Origin of the sequence: Nonomuraea terrae (genome assembly GCF_044465245.1) — a bacterium.
GTDB lineage: Bacteria > Actinomycetota > Actinomycetes > Streptosporangiales > Streptosporangiaceae > Nonomuraea > Nonomuraea terrae.
This window is the reverse complement of record NZ_JBITLL010000003.1, coordinates 1,117,941-1,134,836: the sequence shown is the minus strand read 5'-3', so window position 1 is coordinate 1,134,836 and position 16,896 is coordinate 1,117,941. Positions and strand designations below refer to the sequence as shown.

The window sequence follows — 16,896 nt, the reverse complement described above, 5'->3', positions numbered from 1 at the left end:
GATCCCCCTGTGTCGTCACCCACGAGCCCATCGTCATATGTGGCGCAAAGCTTCCGTGCGGAGTAGACAAGAGTCATAGATCACCGTAATACAAGCGCTCGATCGGATGGCTGGGTCCGGGAACGAAATGATCCGGAGCTGGCGAGAGGACTCGCCGGGAGAGTGTCAAACTTCCCGGTCATGGAGCTGCCGCTCCAGCCTGCCCATGTAGTAGACGATCTCCTCGTGGTTCGTCGAAGGCAGGAAGTGGTTGGCCCCGACCTTGTAGTAGATCGACGTCGTCAGGCCTTCGAGGGCGTCGTCGTAGGGCTCGTCGCGCCGCAGCGCCTGCACCAGCGCCGGCACGTCGCAGCTGAGCGCGATGTCGCCCGACACGTAGTAGCTCTCGCCGCCGATCTCCGTCTGCGGCAGCCCTTCGTTGGCGTAGCGGGTGGACATCTCGCGCCCCGGCCGCGTGTACGCCGGCAGCGTCAGCAGGTCGTAGTCGAAGACCGTGGTCAGCAGGTCGCGGTGCTCCTCCGGCAGCAGCGGCAGGACGGCTTGCGTCCACCACCGGCGCAGCAGTTGCTTGGCCTCGTCGGTGCCGTACACGTAGGTGAGGACGGGAGCGAGGACGTCGGAGTCGGTGAAGGAGTTGACCATGCCGGTGCGGAACGGCTCCACACTCTGGTCCTGGTCGGTCTCAAACCAGTCCATCAGCGAGCGGATCAGCTGCGACTGCGTGATGCCACCGAGCGTCCGCAGGGGCATCCACAGGTATCTGAACACCGGGTTCTCGGCGATGAGCCGTGAGACGAAGATGAACCGGTGCATGTACCTGTTGTCGGCCGGCGACATGGTGTCGTGCGACAGCACGTACTCGAAATCGTCGGTGTTGCCCCGTACGGTGACCAGCCCGAAGCGCTTCTTCTCCTCCGCGTACGTGGTGTTCGGCAGGATCAGCATGGGATAGACGGCCACCCGCGACACGTGGTTGGCCAGCCGGTCGTAGCCCTTCATGAACGACTCGACCGTCTCGCCCGGGGCGCCCCAGATGAGCTCGGCGTAGCAGTCGAGGCCCTCCTGGCCCAGCCACTCGGCCAGGTTCTCCCAGTCGTTGACCTTCATGTTGCGCCGGTTCATCAGGTCGAGCGTGTTGTCGTCCAGCGTCTGCAGCGCCAGGGTGAAGGAGCTGTGCAGGCCGGCGTTCTTCATCTCCTTGACGATCTGGTAGAAGACCTTGGACTTGTTCTTCGCCCACGAGGTCTCGATGCTCTTCGGGAAGCCGTATTGGCGGCGGAGCTCGATGACGTCCTCGACGAACTCGAGGTCGATCGGCATCATGCCGAAGTTCGCGTCGCACAGCACCAGGGTGTGCACCTTGTGCTGGGCGAACAGTTCGATCTCCTGGCGCAGCCGCTCCCGGGAGAAGGCCCGTACGCGCTGGCCGACGGCCCCGCCCCAGTAGCAGAAGGAGCACTTGTACGGGCACCCTCGGTTGGTCTCCAGCAGGGCGACGTCGTAGGGGAAGACCCCGTCCTGGTTCTTCATCGGGATGACGCCGGTCAGGAAGGGCGAGGGGATGACGTCGAGGTCCTCGATGCGCGGGCGGTCCTCTGTGGTGACCAGGGTCCCCGACTCGTCGCGGAAGGAGATGCCCTGGATGTGGTTCAGGTCATGAGGTGAGCGGCCGTCGAGGCGGGCGTGTAACAGCTCCCGGAAGGTGAACTCGCCCTCACCGTTGACCACGATGTCCACGTCGGGGAACATGCGGAACACCCGGGTGGCCTGGTTGGAGACGTGATTGCCGCCGAAGACGACCCACCCGTCGGGATTGAGCTGCTTGAACGTCTCGGCCAGCGCCGCGAACGGCTGGTAGTTCCAGCCGACGACGGAGAAGCCCATGATGTCGGGCGTATCTTCCTCGAAGAGCTGGTTGGCCATGCCGAACAGCGTGCTGCCGCCGTCGAAGTTACGGATCTGGATGTCCATGTGCTCGGCTATGCGCTCGTCCTGGAGCGCCGTCGCCATCAGGTAACCCGAGGCCAACGGCATGGACTCCAGCGACATGGCCCAGACTCCCTGCTGCACCAGCCGGACCTTGAGAGGCTGTTGCGCCATGGGCGATTCTCTCCCTTGCACTCAGGCGTTGATTGAGTGGGTGCGGCGCCTCGCCATCGACCCGTCCGCAACCTTTCGGCTCACCCCCTGAGCCGATTCGTGTCCGCAGCGCGCGACTGGATACTTGATCGATGTTAGGTGAGGCTTTGCCTGCGGCTCTGCAGCGAAGCTGCAGCGAGGTGCGAATTGCGATATGTCCGGATATGTCCAGACCGACCTGGGATAACGCGGATCATTCCGGCGGAGCGCGACGCGGAGCGGCAAATTTGACAGCAGCGGCGACCGGCAGTCTTGGTGAAATGCGGGAGTGCCGCCGGGATATTTCGGCCGAAGCGCCGGCGGCCATAGGAGATGACAGGCTATTTGGTCTTGTCGCCCTTGCGGACCGCGGGGTCGGGCGCTTTCGTGCTGGCCAAAGGTGCCGGCCGACCCCGTGATGGCGTTCGGTGACCGTGCCGTCGCCGGACGGGATGGTCGGGCGTCCCACGGCATCGCCCGCGGGACGCCCGATGGCCTCACAGCCTGGCGCGATCGTTTGTTGGCGGCGTGCCGCGCTCTCCGGCGGCCGTGGGCGAGCGGCCGGACGCCGGTCGCGGACCGTGACCGAGCACCGCGGGAACCCGCTCTGTCAGGGACGAATGGACACTGTCGTCCCGCTCTTGCGCCTGCAGGAGATCCATGGCAGATTCCCACAAGAGTCCGATTCGCCCAGCGCATCGACACGTGACGACCACGCATAAGCATTTTGTCCGTCGCGACAGGCAGGATGGCATGGACGCGAAGAACTTTGATTTCGAAATAGGAAAGAAAATTATCGAGAAATACCGGTCGGACGAGGAACGTCCGAAGGTATTCGAATTGGTCGGCCATGACTGGGACCTGCTCGACGAGGTGTGGCCGCCTTTCTACGGGCCCGGCGGTGAGCTGTACGCCCACACCATCCCGTTCGCCGGGATGTCGTCGTTCCTGGAGATGGGCTGCGGCACGGGCGTCATGTCGGTGCTCGCCGCCAAAGCCGGTTGCCAGTCGGTGGTCGGCCTCGACCTCAACCCGGCCGCGGTACGCAACACCGAGCTGAACGCCGTCCGCCACGGCGTGGCGGACCGGGTGACCGCCCGGGTGAGCGACATGTACTCGGCGGTCGAGCCGGGCGAGCGGTTCGACGGCATCTACTGGAACCCGCCGTTCCTGGACGCGCCGAAGGAGTCCATGGACTCCTCCATCTGGCACGAGACCATGTTCGACCCCGAGTTCTCGAAGCTGCGGCACTTCCTGGAGAAGGGCGTCGAGCTGCTGACCCCGGGCGGCCGGATCTACCTGTGGTTCGGCGAGGCGCTGGGCAACCCCACCTTGGTGCGGGACCTCGCCGACGAGGCCGGCCTGGATCTGCGCATCCTGGAGACGCTGGCGACCTCGGCGATCCCCGATCCGCTGGTCGAACTGTTCGTCGACGAGGAGATCGAAGAGGACTCCGCCTGGCACCTCCACATGCTGGAGCTGTGTCCCCGCTGAGGCCGGGCCCGCGTGCCAGGGGCACCCGCCCCATCGTCTCCGCCTGAGCCGCCCCGTACCGCCGGTCACGCGGCGGCGTCAGCGCGCCCGCGCGGCGCCCGTCCCGACCGTGACCCCCGTTCCAAGGAGTGCCGATGGAGGAGTACGAAGACGCCCGACGCCTGATGGACCTGCTGTTCGGGTTCATCTCGGCGCAGGTGGTGCGGACCATGGCCGCGCTCGATCTGGCCGACCACCTCGCCTCCCGGCCTGTCACGCCGGGTGAGCTGGCCAAACTCGCCGACTGCCACGAGCCGAACCTGCGCCGCCTGCTGCGCGCGGCCGTCCACCTGGAGCTGGTTACGGCGACCGGGGACGGCCGCTACGAGCTGGCCTCCGCCGGGCGGCTGCTGTGCTCGGGCTCGCCGATGAAGGCCATGGTCAACCACATGGTCGGCGAGCCCAACTGGAGCGCGTTCGGCCGGCTGGACCACACCGTGCGCACCGGCGGCAGCGCGGTGGAACACGTCTTCGGCCGTTCGAGCTACGAGTGGCTGGCCGAGCACCCTGAGGCGCAGTCCGCCTTCTACGCCTGGATGCGGGAGGCGGCCGCGGCCGACGCCCCTCCACTGGTGGCCTGCCTCGACCTCGACGGCGCGCGCGACGTGGTGGACATCGGCGGCGGAAACGGCTCGCTGATGGCCGCCTTGCTGCGGGCCCACCCGGAGCTGACCGGCGCCGTCTTCGACCTGGAGGCCGGCTTGCGGGGCACCTCCGCCGTGCTGGAGGAGGCCGGCGTGTCGGACCGCTGCTCCCTGGTGCCAGGTGACTTCCTCGTGGACGCGCCCCCGGCGGGACGCGACGCGTACATCATCAAGAACACGCTCAGCGACTGGGACGACGAGAGCGCGGTGCGCCTTCTGCGGCACTGCCGGCAGGCGATGCGCTCCGACAGCGGGCTCTTCGTGATCGACATGATCATGGCCGAGGACGACTCGTCGGCCGACCCCATCGCCCTGATGAGCGACATGTCCACGCTCATCGACAAGGGCATGATCCGCACCGGGCCGGAGTTCCGCGAGCTCTTCGCCCGGGCGGGGCTGCGCCTGGTCACGACCCGCGAGGTACTCGGTGGAGCGGTCAGCGTCATGCGGGTGGTCACGGCCTGACGTCGCGCCCGCGCGCCATCCCGTATTGCCTGCGTCCCCCGGCGCTCACGACCAAGGAGCATGCGATGACAGCGTCCGACGTGACCCCCGTCCCGTCCTTCGCGGACGCCAGTCCCGACGGCGTCGGTCCACCGGGTGCCGTCCGGCCGGCCCGGAGATCACGAGCCGGATCACGAGGCGGATCACGGGCCAGGTCCACGGCGTGGAACGGCTCCCTGTGACACGGCGGGACGACGCGGGACGCCACGGCGGTACGGCGCGGAGCGGGCGGGCCGAGACGACGGGCGCCTCCATGTTCGTGCTGGAGGCCACGGCCGAGATGCCCCGGCCCGCCGAGAAGGTGTGGTTCGTGGTCGCCGACTACGCGCTGGACCGGCGCTGGCGTTCCGGCGTGATCAGCGCGAAGAGCGACCCGCCCGGTCCGGTGGCGCCCGGCACCACGATCGACGAGGTCATGCGCATCGCCGGCAGGCCCTACCGCAGCAGCGGAATCGTCACCGAGGTGGGCCCCGGCCTGCGCTTCTCCTGGCGCAACACCAAGGGGAGCGACTCCGACGGCGAGCGCAGGGTGGAGCCGCTCGACGGAGAGCGCTGCACGGTGACGATGGTGGTCCGGGTCCGGCTGCGCGGAGCCGAGCGCCTGCTCGCCCCGTTCGTCGCCCCGATGTTGCGGCGCACGCTCCGCCAGGACGTCCGGCGCCTGCGCGCCCTGATCATGGAGTCGTAGCCGGGCCGCACGCCCGTCGCTCCAGGACCGCGAAGAGGCGGCGGAGGGGCGGCGGCTGTGTGTCGTCGTCCGGCACCGGATTTCCACGGAAGCCCGTCAGGGGGCCTATGGTTAGGTGACTTTGCCTTCCTAATGCTATTGGCGGGGATATGTCCGACGCGACGCCGTCCTTGGTCGCAGACCGGTACCGGCTAGACGAGCGCATCGGCAGCGGGCCGATGGGCGAGGTCTGGCGGGGGTACGACACGCGCGCCGACTGGGTCGTGGCCGTCAAGGTGCTGCGCGCCAAGGCGGCCGGTGCCGCCACCCGGGAGATGCTCAGGCAGCACGCCCAGGCCGTGGCCAGAGTGATCCATCCGAACGTCGCCATGGTGCTGGACGTCGGCGACCACGACGGGGCGCCGTTCCTGGTGATGGAGTTCCTGACCGGGCTCAGCCTCGGCGAGGAGCTGGCGGCGCGCGGGCCGTTGAAGATCGTCGAGGTGTGCGACCTGATCGGGCAGGCGGCGGCCGGGCTCGACGCCGCCCACCGGGCCGGGGTCGTGCACGGACGGGTCGACCCCGGCAGTTTCCGGCTGGCCGCGAGCGGCGTGCTCAAGGTCGTCGGCTTCGGCATGGGCGAGCGTGAGACCGCGCGGGACAGCAGCCGCTACGCGGCCCCCGAACGCGCCGCCGGACAGGCCGCCCAGGTGCCCGGCGACTTCTACGCGCTCGGCTGCGTCTGCTATGAGCTGCTCTGCGGACGCCCGCCCTTCGAGGGCGCGCCCCAGGGGCCGCCGGCGCCGCCGAGCACGATCAGACCCGAGGTGTCCGCCGCACTGGACCGGCTGGTGCTGGCCATGTTGTCGGAGGACCCGGCCAGGCGACCGGCGAGTGGCGAGGTGATCCGGCGGACGCTCGCGGCCATCGCCCGCCCGCGCCCCGCCGCCCCCATGACCGGTACCCCCATGACCGGTGCCCCCACGACCGGTGCGCACGTGACGGGCGCCCCCATGACCGGTGCGCACGTGACGGGTGCCTCCTTGCGCGACCCCGGGCTCACCGCGAACCCCGGCGCCACCCAGGTGCTCCAGAGCGGCGCTCCCGCGTGGCCGCCCCGCTCCGGTGACACGGCGGTCTTCCAGGCCGCCGACCTCGGTCCCGAGCCGGGGCCCGCGACGAACCGCAGGCTGGTCGTGCAGCTCGGCGCGGCCGTCCTCGCCATCGCCGTGGTCACGGTGGGCATGGTGACGTGGGCGGGCGCGCGGCAGGAGCAGCCGCCCGCGCAGCCCACCACGGCAGCCGTCCCCACCGACCGGACGACCGCCGCCCCGCCCCCGTCGCCCGCTCCCGAACCGTCGCAGGCCGTCGTGGCGACCCTCGGGCCCGAGGAGGAGCCGACCGTGCTGCGCGAGACCGCCGGCCCGAAGGCGACCGTGGGACAGGCGATGCCCCCGGGCGGGTGGGGCGAGTGGATGAAGGCGTTCGACGACTCGCTGACGGCCCAGCAGCGCATGGGCGGCATCGACCCGCGCGTGGCCGGCAAGGCCCGCGAGAAGCTCTGGAGAGCGGCCAGGAGGTCCGGTGACGACCGGGTCCGCCAGATCACCGAGGTCTACCGCGACCTGGCGAAGGCTCTGGAGAAGGGCGAGATGGATCCGTTCGGGCCGGCGGTGGAGTTCATGAACGACTGGAGCCTGCCCGGCCGTTAGCCCCCGCCTGGCGGCTGAGCCGTTCCTGGGCCCTTCGAGGACCGGTAGACTAAAGGATCGAGTTCCGATCACCGTCGAGCCTGGGGTCTACCTTCCGGGCCGGGGCGGGGTTCGCGACGAGGGCCATCCCTCGTGACACGTGCAGGCGGGCCGGAACTTTCACGAAGACGACCAAGGAGCTGCTCGTCCTGAAGAGCGGCCGCACCCGGGAGAAGAACGAGTGGCGACGACCAACGACCTCAAGAACGGCATGGTGCTGAAGCTCGAGGGCGGTGACCTCTGGAGCGTTGTCGAGTTCCAGCACGTCAAGCCGGGCAAGGGCGGTGCGTTCGTACGCACCAAGCTCAAGAACGTCCTCTCCGGAAAGGTCGTCGACAAGACCTTCAACGCCGGCGTCAAGGTCGAGGTGGCCAACGTCGACAAGCGGGAGATGCAGTACTCCTACAAGGACGGCGACGACTTCGTGTTCATGGACACCGAGACCTACGACATGGTCAACGTGCCCGCCGCGACCGTCGGCACCGCCGCCAACTACATGCTGGAGAACACCCTGGCCACGGTCGCGTTCAACGAGGGCGCCGCGCTCTACGTCGACCTGCCCGCGGCCGCCGAGCTGACCATCTCCAACACCGAGCCGGGTTTGCAGGGCGACCGCTCCACCGGCGGCACCAAGCCCGCCACGCTGGAGACCGGCGCCGAGATCAAGGTCCCGCTGTTCATCACCACGGGTGAGAAGGTCAAGGTCGACACCCGCACCGGCGAATACCTCGGCCGGGCCTGAGGTGTCGGCACGCGGCAAAGCACGCAGGCGGGCGCTCGACATCCTCTTCGAGTCGGAGCTGCGCAGCGAGGATCCGCTGAAGATCCTCGCCGAGCGCGTGGCCCGGCAGGAGCCGCCGGTCAACGAGTACACCTCGACGATCGTCGAGGGCGTGGCCCGGCACCGCGCGCGCATCGACGAGCTGATCACCACCTACGCCGAGGGGTGGACGCTCGACCGGATGCCCGCGGTCGACCGCAACCTCCTGCGCGGGGGCACGTACGAGCTGCTGTGGATGCCGGGCGTGCCCGAGGGCGTGGTCATCAGCGAGTGGGTGCACCTGGCGGGCGAGCTGTCGACCGACGAGTCGCCGCAGTTCGTCAACGGCCTGCTCGCGCGCTTCAAGCAACTCAAGCCAAGCCTCACCCTTTAGACACCCCTTTTGGGCGGACCGCGACCGCCCGTTCGGGGTACGTTCCAACCACGCCGGCCCGCACGGCGGACCGGCGTCCGTACGGCGAAGGGCGCGTCACCAGCCGCGACGCGCCCTTTTCCATGCTCGTTCTCCCGCCCGTAACGTGGTGGCCATGGTGACAGAAGAGGACGTACGCCGCCTCGCGCTGGCGCTGCCCGAGACCGCCGAGAAACCCATGTACGGCACCCCCGCCTTCTACGTGCGGGGCAGGTGGTTCGCCCGGGTCAGGGAAGAGGGCGACCTGCTGGTGCTCCCGGTGGCCTCGCAGGAGGACAAGGACGGCCTCATCGCCGCCGAACCGGCCAAGTTCCGCACCATGCCCCACTACGACGGCCACGCGATCGTGCTCGTCCGATTCGGGGCGGTGGACGCCGAGGAGATGGGCGAGCTGCTCGCCGACGCCTGGCGGCTGCGCGCCCCGAAACGACTCGCGGCCGAATCCGACGTCTGACCCACCGGGCGCCCGTTCCGGTGGCTGATCCGGCGCGTTCCGGAGAGGCGTGCGTCCCGTTTGGGCGGGTGAGCCCGGCACGTCCCGGAGCGGGTCTCGCCGGAGAGGAGCGGGCGCTCCCGCTCACCGCGTAGGCTGGGCCCGTCCGCGAAGAGAGCCGTTCGCGAAGTGCGCGTTCGCGAGGGCGCCGGTCGCGAGGGAGAGGGAGGCGAGCCGACGTTGCGTGCAGAAGGCGTGACGAGGACCCCGGCGGTGCGCACCGCCGTCGTGTGGGACGCGTTGCGGTCCGTGCTGGCCGAGCGCGCGGCGGCCGTCGGCCGCGAGACGCTCGACATCGTCGACGCCGGCGGCGGCACCGGCGGGTTCGCCGTACCGCTGGCCGCGCTCGGGCACGCCGTCACCGTCGTCGACCCGAGCCCCGACTCGCTGGCCGCGCTCGAACGCCGCGCCAAGGAGAAGGGCGTGGGCGTGCGTGCGCTGCAGGGCGACGCCGCCGACCTCGGCGAGCTGCTGCCCCGAGACGCCGCCGACCTGGTGCTCTGCCACAGCGTGCTGGAATACGTCGACGACCCGATCAGCGCGCTGACCGCCGTCGCGGGCCTGCTGCGCAGGGGCGGGGCCGTCAGCGTGCTGGCCGCCAACCCCGTCGCCAGCGCCATCCACCGAGCGATCGCCGGGCAGTTCGACGACGCCAGGGCCGTGCTCGCCGACCCGTGCGGCAGCTGGGGCGACCGCGACCCCACGCCGCGGCGCTACACCGCCGACACCCTCGTCGAGCTGCTGTCCTCGACCGGCTTCACCGTCGGCTCGGTCCACGGGGTGCGCGTCTTCGCCGACCTGGTGCCCAGCAGGATCGTCGACGGCGACCCGCGGGCCGCCGAGGCGCTGGCCGCTCTCGAGCAGGCCGCCGCCACCCACCCCGTGCTGCGCGACATCGCGATGCAGCTGCACGTCCTGGCCCACAGGAGCTGAGGTTCGATGACCACCCCCCTCGGTATAGAACGCGCGTTCGGATAGAATCGGCGGCGTGTCTCGCAAGCAGATCACCGGCATCGGCCCCGCTCCGCGGACCGGGGTCGATGACAGCGGCTGTCCGATCCTCCACGTCGACATGGACGCCTTCTACGCCAGCGTCGAGCTGCTCGACCGTCCCGAGCTGCGCGGCCGGCCGGTGATCGTGGGCTCGCCCGCCGGGCGCGGCGTCGTGCTCAGCGCCACCTACGAGGCCCGCGCCCACGGGGTCCACTCCGCGATGCCGATGAGCAGGGCGCGCCGGCTCTGCCCGCAGGCCACCGTCATCCCGCCCGGCCACGCCAAGTACGCCGAGGTCTCCCGCGGCGTGATGGAGATCTTCCACGCGATCACCCCGCTGGTCGAGCCGATCGCCTCCGACGAGGCGTTCCTCGACGTCGGGGGCGCCCGGCGCAGGCTCGGCCCGCCCACCGCCATCGCCGCCCTGGTCAGGGAGCAGGTCCTCGACCGCTACGGCATCACCTGCTCGGTCGGCGTGGCCGACAGCAAGTTCGTCGCCAAGCTCGCCTCCAAGCAGTGCAAGCCCGACGGGCTGCTGGTGGTTCCGGCCGGCGAGGTGGTCGACTTCCTCCACCCGCTGCCGGTGTCGGCGCTGTGGGGCGTCGGCGAGCGCACCGAGCAGGCGCTCGTCCGCCTCGGCATCCGCACGGTCGGCGACCTGGCCCGGGTGCCGCCGGGCACGCTCCGGCGCGAGCTGGGGCAGGCCGTCGGCGGCCACCTGGCGGCGCTGGCATGGGGGCGCGACGAGCGCCCGGTGAGCGCGCACGTGCCCGACAAGAGCATCGGCAACGAGGAGACGTTCGCGACCGACGTGGACGATCCCGAGATGATCCGTCGAGAGCTGCTGCGGCTGTCGGAGCGGGTGGCCGCCCGCATGCGTAAGGCCGGTCATGTGGGAAGGACAGTAAGTGTGAAGCTTCGCCGAGCCGATTTCACGACGATCAACCGCTCGCGCACGCTGCGCGAGCCCACCGACGTGGCTCAGGTGATCTACGCCACCGCGTGTGAGCTGTTCCACGCGGCCGGTCTCGAGCGGGTGCGGTTGCGCCTGGTGGGGGTCAGGATGGAAAACCTGCGGCCGGCCGGCGAAGCCGCTCACCAGCTCGGTCTCGGCGAGAAGGAGACCGGCTGGCGCGAGGCGGAGCAGGCCATGGACAAGGCGATCCGGAGATTCGGACCCGATGCGGTGCTCCCGGCGTCCCTGGTACGTGGCAAGCTTGATGAAATAGAGACATGACGTCCATGTCCGGATCTGTGGGGGCGTGCGTGTCGCGATTTTGGGGTAAGGGGGGCGAGATGGTCCACAATAGAGCCATGACGTCACCTCCGGTTTGGTCTGCGTTGGACGTTTGCTTTCGCCTACGTCTACAGCCTCGTATTCTGGGGATGACCGACCGCGAGGTTCGGACACCCCGTGTCGTCCGTTGCCGTCTTCCCCGTCCTGGGGCTGTCCTTGGGAGGCGCCGTGCCGCTCTCTGAGCACGAGCAGCGCTTGCTCGACCAGATCGAGCAGGCCCTCTACGCCGAGGACCCGAAGTGGGCCAACACCGTAAGGATCAGTGACCCACGCAGCCATTACAAGCGTCGCCTGGTCAAGGCCTCCATCGGCTTTGCCATCGGCGTCGTCGTCATGATGGTCGGCGTGGTGTTGAGTGGCAGTGCGCTGATCCCGCTCGGCGTCGGCGGTTTCGTGGTCATGCTCGCCGCGTGTCTGTGGGGCCTGTCCAGCTGGAAACGCATGAACGGGTTCGGTGACTCCGCCGCGCCCCAGGGCGGCGCCGTTCCTCCGGGCAAGCAGGCCCGCGGGGGAAACCGGGGCACGTTCATGGAGCGCATGGAAGAGCGCTGGCGCCGTCGTCACGACGAGCGCTGACCGAACCGGCAGACGAGAATGCGGCCGCCCCCAGGGGGACGGCCGCACGTTCGTTCCGGTCAGGAGCCCTTCTGCGCTGCCGTCCTGCGCAGCCTGATGGTCTCCAGCAGGTCGAACCCGTCGAGCAGCCGCTCCCCGACGCCTCTCAGCCGCCGCAGCGTCGAGGGCGGCAGCAGCACCGCCCGCATCCGCCGCCCGCGTGACACCGTGGCCGCCAGGGCCTGCCGCACCGTGCGCAGGTCCTTTCTCATGGGCCCGATCACGCCCGGGTCCCTGGCGAACAACACCCGCTCCACCGCCGAGGCGATGGCCGTGATCGCCGCGGTGGCGTCGGCGTCGAACCCGTACTGCTCGGCCAGCCGGCGTGCCAGCGCCCGCGGGGTCTCGCTGGGCACCCGCGCCATGCCGTAGTCGTACAGCACGTCGTCCAGCTCCGCCCACGCGGCCGCCACCGACGGATGCCGGCCCGGCGGGCCCGACATCATCGCGGCCGTCAGGTCGTCGGAGGGCTCCGACACCTTCCACCCCAGAGCGCGTACGCGCCGGCTCCTGGTGACCAGCCGCATCCCGGCCGGGATCAGCAGCACCAGCAGCAGCACGCCCGCCCCGATGCCGATCTGGCCGATCAGCGGCATCGACTCGTCCACCGGCACCGCACCGGCCGTGTCCTGGGCCTCACGGTCGAGCTGGCGCTCGTTCTGCCGGGCCTGCTGTTCCGAAGGCTCGTCCGACGAGGAGCTCGTCGCCCCGGGCGTCGGAGTCGTCGTCTCCTCCTCCGTCGCCTCGGGCCTGGGCTCCGAGTACGCCGGCACCCGCGCGCTGCCCTGCCCGGCCGACCCCGACGGGGTCGGCTCGAACGGCAGCCAGCCCACACCCTCGAAGTACAGCTCCGGCCAGGAGTGGGAGTCGTTCGTGCCGACCGACCACCGGTCGCCGATCTTCACCCCGCCGGTGTAGCCGATGGCCACCCGCGACGGGATGCCCAGCACCCTGGCCAGCACCGCCATCGAGGCGGCGAACTGCTCGCAGTAGCCCGCCCGGTCACGCAGCAGGAAGTCGCGCAGCGCCGAGTTGCTGTGGCCCTGCGTGCGCAGGTTGTAGGTGAAGCCGCCGTCCGTGGTGAAGAACCGCTGCAGCATCACCGCGGCCTCGTAGTCGGTCCTGGCATCCGCGGTCTCCTGCAGGGCCAGCCCCCGGATGTCGGGGGGCAGGTTCGGCGGCAGGCGCAGGTAACGCGGGTCCGTCGTCGGCCGCCTGCCGTCGAGGGAGTCGAGCAGGTCCGGGTTCACCTCCGGCTCGCTGGTCTGCACCTCGTACTCCAGGCCGGCGGCCTCCTCACGGGTGGAGAAGACCATCAGCGTGTCGATGTCGGCCCGCCAGTCGCCGTCCACCTGGATCTGCCGCGCCGGATACGGCAGCGGCAGGAACGACAGCCGCTCGATCTGGTCGCTGATCCTGACGTCCGTGACCACGTCCTTGGTCGCGGTCGTGGGGCTGAGGCCCGTGGGGGCGGGCAGCGGGCCGTTGTCCGTGCGGTTCTGCGGCGCTCCCTTCGGCTGCGTCATCCCGAACTGCTGGCCGTCGAACGTGTCCAGCGCGTAGATCCGCAGGTAACGCGGGGTGTCGTCGTTGTTGGTGTAACTGAGGACCTCGCGCGGCTCCGGCAGCTCCAGCTGGCCCTTCAGGTTGGCGATCGGGTTGGGGATGCTGATCGAGTTGCCCCGTCCCGACCCCGAGCCGCCCACGCCGAACGTGAAGAACGACACCGGCTCCATCGCCGGCAGCAGGGCCGGCAGCAGCACCGCCAGCGCGATCGCGGCGAATCCGATGCGCTTGCCCGACAGCCGCAGCGCGCTCGTGTCCGCGGTTGCGGGCCGGCCGGCGACCGGCCGGCCGGGGGCCAGGCGGGTGCGGCGTACCAGCACCGCCCTGCCCCAGCGGCCGACGCGCTCGTGGCCGTCGGCGATCAGCAGGCCGACGAAGCCGAGCGCGGCCAGGATGAACGCGGGCCAGCTGATCGGGTCGGCCAGGATCGTCGCCGGGACCATGGCCAGGGCCAGCAGCGGCAGCCCGGCCAGCGCCGCCCGCCGCATGCGTACGGCGAGCAGGTCCACGGCGATCGCGATGAGCGCCACGCCGCCCGCGGTGAGCAGCGTGATGCCCTCGGTGTCCGGAACGGGGGCGGCGAAGCGCTGGATGTCGGTCCACCCGATGTCCAGCAGCCGCGCCAGCTCCACGACCGACGCCTTCGTCGGCACCAGCAGCGCCCACGCCTTGTCGGAGGAGAAGGACAACGTCAGGTAGAGCCACGTCGCGGCCAGGCCCACCAGCGGCGACGCCCACGCGGGCAGCGTCAGGCGGTTGCTCAGCAGGCCCGCCGCCACCACGGCGAGGACGGCGCCGAGCGACGTCCAGAACCAGCTGCCGCCCTGGAAGAGCGGGGAGAGCAGGAACGCCGCGGTGAACGCGGCCGCTCCCGAGGCGATCGTCAGTCTCATGCCGCGCCTCCCGTGGGGTTGAGCACGTACCTGCCGGGGTTGGCGGCGTCCTGCCAGACGGAGGCGAGCGAGACGCCCGCCGGCAGCCGCACGATGCGCCAGCCGTAGCCGGCCAGGATCGTCTGCGCGGCCTCGAAGTTCTCCTGCGCGCTGCGGTCGCTGCCCTCCCAGGTGCTCACGTCGAGCATCACGGCCACGCCGGTGATGCCGCTGTGCCTCAGCCTGGCCAGCTCCTGTGCCTGCTCGGCGTCGATCGCGCCGAGCACGGCCACGATCAGCCCCTCGCCGCCACCCTGGCGCAGGGCTGCGACGCCCATCTCCAGGGAGCGGGCCGGGCTGTGCCGGACGACGGCGAGCGTGTCGAGCAGCGAGTGGCCCACGCCGCTGTCACCTAGGTGCTCGGGGCCCTGGTCGGTCACCAGCCGCAGGCCCAGGCCCTCGCGGGCCAGCTGCACGCCGATCGACGCCGCGGCCGAGACCGCCGTCTCGAACGACGAGCGCGGGCCCTCGCCGCGGTGGGCGTGCCGGCGGGTGTCCAGCAGGAGCGCGCCGCGGCTCTGCCACTGCTGCTCCTCGCGGCGCACCATGAGCTCGCCGCGGCGGGCGGTCGAACGCCAGTGGACCCGCCGCAGGTCGTCACCCTGCCGGTATTCGCGCGGCGCGACGTCGTCGTCGCCGGCCGCCGCCGCGTTGCGCGTACGGCTGTCGCCCCCGCCCGCCCACTCGCCCGACAGCCGTACGTGGGGCAGCGCCGCCACCTGCGGCGTCACCACCAGCGTGTCGCTGATCGTGAACGAACGGGTCAGCTCGACCAGCCCGAACGGGTCGGCGATCCGGATGGACAGCGGCCCGATCGGATACCGGCCGCGCAGGTCGGAGCGGACCCGGTAGTCGATCTCCCGCACGCCTCTCGGCTCGACCCGGTCCAGCACGAACCTGGGACGCACGCCCAGCGCGTACGGGACCGTGTCCTCGATCAGCAGCAGCCCGGTGGGCAGCCGGGTGACGTTCTCCAGCCGCAGGGTCACGGTGGCCTCGCCGCCCACCTCGGCCCTGGGCGGGTCGAGGCGCCTGGCGCAGCTCAGCCGGTAGCGGGTCCTGGCCACCACCATCGCGGCCAGCAGCGGCAGCGCCGTCACCAGGATGCCGATCCTGAACAGGTCGTTCTCGCCCAGGATCACGGCCATGACGAGCGCGGCGATCCCGGACGCCAGGAACGACCTGCCCCGCGAGGTCAGCGCCCGCAGTCCGGCTCTCACGACGCTCGCGTCTCCGGCACCGGCACGCGCCTAATCAGATCGGTCACCACCTGCTCGGGCAGCCTGCGCTGCCCCTGCGCCTCGACGCTGGGCAGCAGCCGGTGCGCCAGCACGGGAATGGCCAGGTCCTGCAGGTCGTCGGGGATGACGTAGTCGCGGCCGGACAGCGCGGCGTGCGCCCTCGCGGCCCGTACGAGCTGCAGCGTGGACCTCGGGGAGGCGCCCAGCCGCAGGTCGGGGGAGTGGCGGGTGGCCACCGCCAGGTCGATGGCGTACTTCTTGACCGCCTGGGAGACGTAGACGCCGCGTACGGCCTCGATGAGGGCGCGCACCTCCGACGTCGTGGCCACCGGCTGCAGCTTGTCGAGGGGGGAGGTGCCCCCGTGCACGTCGAGCATCTCCAGTTCGGCAGTGGGCTCGGGGTAGCCCATCGCCACACGGGCGGTGAAACGGTCGCGCTGCGCCTCCGGCAGGGGGTACGTGCCCTCCATCTCAATGGGGTTCTGAGTGGCGATCACCATGAAAGGGGCGTCCAGCTGGTAGGTGACGCCGTCGACCGTCACCTGGTGCTCTTCCATGCACTCCAGCAGCGCGGACTGGGTCTTGGGCGAGGCGCGGTTGATCTCGTCGCCCACGACGATGTTGGCGAAGATCGGCCCCGGCTTGAACTCGAACTCCCTCGTCTGCTGGTTGTACGCGCTCACCCCGGTGATGTCGCTGGGCAGCAGGTCGGGGGTGAACTGCACCCGGCGTACGGGACAGTCGATGGAGCGCGCCAGTGCCTTGGCCAACATGGTCTTGCCGACGCCCGGGACGTCCTCGATCAGGAGGTGTCCCTCGGAGAGCAGGACGGTCAGCGTGAGGCGGACAGCGTCGCTCTTGCCCTCGATAACCGACTCGATGGCCTCGCGGATGCGATGTGCGGTGGAGACCAGCTCGTCGAGCTGGGGAGGGACGTCATGGGTTACTGCCACCAGGCCTCCATGAGAAGTGCGACGGCTGTCCCGTGAGGTGCCATTGCGGGAGCCATGCCATTCCTTTTCCATTGTCTGTACGACCCTACGACGCTGGGGGTTCTAGAGCGACATTTGTGGATAGTCCCGGCAACCCCTGTTTAGTTCCTGCTCATGTCGCATACAGTCGCGATTCTCATGACGCCTGGGGGAGTGGGCCGCTCCACTTTCCTCCACCCCGTGGCCCCCGAACCCCGCGACCCCTTATTCCGTCGGCCTTTTGAACCCGCCGACACGCCCAGCGGCGTGCGCGGGCCGCTCACCCCCTCCACTCCGCTCCATCGCCCTGACCTGCGGTAACGCATCGGAAACTGATGATGAAGACGGTTCGAATCAGTTGACGGTGGGGAGAAGTGG

Annotated in this window: 14 protein-coding genes; 10 read left to right on the top strand and 4 right to left on the bottom strand. The window is 70.2% G+C overall.

The window, feature by feature from the left end; translation table 11 throughout:
- Positions 1-165 precede the first annotated feature (165 nt).
- Entirely contained in the window at positions 166-2,100 is a 1,935-nt protein-coding gene (locus tag ACIBP6_RS17675) for a KedN5 family methylcobalamin-dependent radical SAM C-methyltransferase (protein WP_397053264.1), read from the bottom strand.
- An 858-nt stretch (positions 2,101-2,958) separates the two neighbouring features.
- Between ACIBP6_RS17675 and ACIBP6_RS17670 the strand changes: the two genes are divergently transcribed.
- The 10 genes from ACIBP6_RS17670 to ACIBP6_RS17625 all read left to right on the top strand — a co-directional run bounded on the left by ACIBP6_RS17670 (position 2,959) and on the right by ACIBP6_RS17625 (position 11,769).
- The gene (locus tag ACIBP6_RS17670) at positions 2,959-3,612 is read left to right on the top strand and encodes a methyltransferase (protein ID WP_397053262.1); all 654 of its coding nucleotides are present in this window, start codon (positions 2,959-2,961) and stop codon (positions 3,610-3,612) included.
- Positions 3,613-3,746: 134 nt separating this feature from the next.
- Entirely contained in the window at positions 3,747-4,760 is a 1,014-nt protein-coding gene (locus ACIBP6_RS17665; protein WP_397053260.1) for a methyltransferase, read from the top strand.
- Positions 4,761-4,962: 202 nt separating this feature from the next.
- Positions 4,963-5,487, top strand: coding sequence for an SRPBCC family protein (locus ACIBP6_RS17660; protein ID WP_397053259.1), 525 nt, complete (start codon positions 4,963-4,965; stop codon positions 5,485-5,487).
- A 149-nt stretch (positions 5,488-5,636) separates the two neighbouring features.
- On the top strand, positions 5,637-7,178 hold the full coding sequence (locus ACIBP6_RS17655; RefSeq protein ID WP_397053257.1) for a serine/threonine-protein kinase: 1,542 nt from the start codon (positions 5,637-5,639) through the stop codon (positions 7,176-7,178).
- 220 nt (positions 7,179-7,398) lie between these two features.
- Positions 7,399-7,959, top strand: coding sequence for an elongation factor P (efp, locus tag ACIBP6_RS17650; protein WP_397053255.1), 561 nt, complete (start codon positions 7,399-7,401; stop codon positions 7,957-7,959).
- Position 7,960: 1 nt separating this feature from the next.
- A complete protein-coding gene (gene nusB / locus ACIBP6_RS17645) occupies positions 7,961-8,371 on the top strand; it encodes a transcription antitermination factor NusB (protein ID WP_132621773.1) in 411 nt (136 codons plus the stop codon).
- A gap of 154 nt (positions 8,372-8,525) precedes the next feature.
- Positions 8,526-8,864, top strand: a complete 339-nt coding sequence (locus ACIBP6_RS17640) for an MmcQ/YjbR family DNA-binding protein (RefSeq protein ID WP_132621775.1) — start codon at positions 8,526-8,528, stop codon at positions 8,862-8,864.
- A gap of 234 nt (positions 8,865-9,098) precedes the next feature.
- Positions 9,099-9,836 (top strand): methyltransferase domain-containing protein, encoded by a 738-nt coding sequence (locus tag ACIBP6_RS17635; protein ID WP_397053252.1) that lies wholly within the window; start codon positions 9,099-9,101, stop codon positions 9,834-9,836.
- 55 nt (positions 9,837-9,891) lie between these two features.
- Positions 9,892-11,133: a DNA polymerase IV gene (gene dinB / locus ACIBP6_RS17630; RefSeq protein WP_397053250.1), complete on the top strand. Its 1,242-nt coding sequence runs from the start codon at positions 9,892-9,894 to the stop codon at positions 11,131-11,133.
- Between the two features lie 228 nt (positions 11,134-11,361).
- Positions 11,362-11,769: a DUF3040 domain-containing protein gene (locus ACIBP6_RS17625; RefSeq protein ID WP_132621781.1), complete on the top strand. Its 408-nt coding sequence runs from the start codon at positions 11,362-11,364 to the stop codon at positions 11,767-11,769.
- Between the two features lie 59 nt (positions 11,770-11,828).
- Here ACIBP6_RS17625 and ACIBP6_RS17620 read toward each other — a convergent pair whose 3' ends face one another.
- The 3 genes from ACIBP6_RS17620 to ACIBP6_RS17610 are packed head-to-tail and all read right to left on the bottom strand — an operon-like array spanning position 11,829 to position 16,572.
- Complete coding sequence (locus ACIBP6_RS17620) at positions 11,829-14,267, bottom strand: transglutaminase family protein (protein ID WP_397053248.1); 2,439 nt, start codon at positions 14,265-14,267, stop codon at positions 11,829-11,831.
- Complete coding sequence (locus tag ACIBP6_RS17615) at positions 14,264-15,526, bottom strand: DUF58 domain-containing protein (RefSeq protein ID WP_397053246.1); 1,263 nt, start codon at positions 15,524-15,526, stop codon at positions 14,264-14,266. The genes ACIBP6_RS17620 and ACIBP6_RS17615 overlap by 4 nt, the downstream gene beginning before the upstream one ends.
- Positions 15,523-16,572, bottom strand: a complete 1,050-nt coding sequence (locus ACIBP6_RS17610; RefSeq protein ID WP_397053244.1) for an AAA family ATPase — start codon at positions 16,570-16,572, stop codon at positions 15,523-15,525. The genes ACIBP6_RS17615 and ACIBP6_RS17610 overlap by 4 nt, the downstream gene beginning before the upstream one ends.
- Positions 16,573-16,896: the final 324 nt, after the last annotated feature.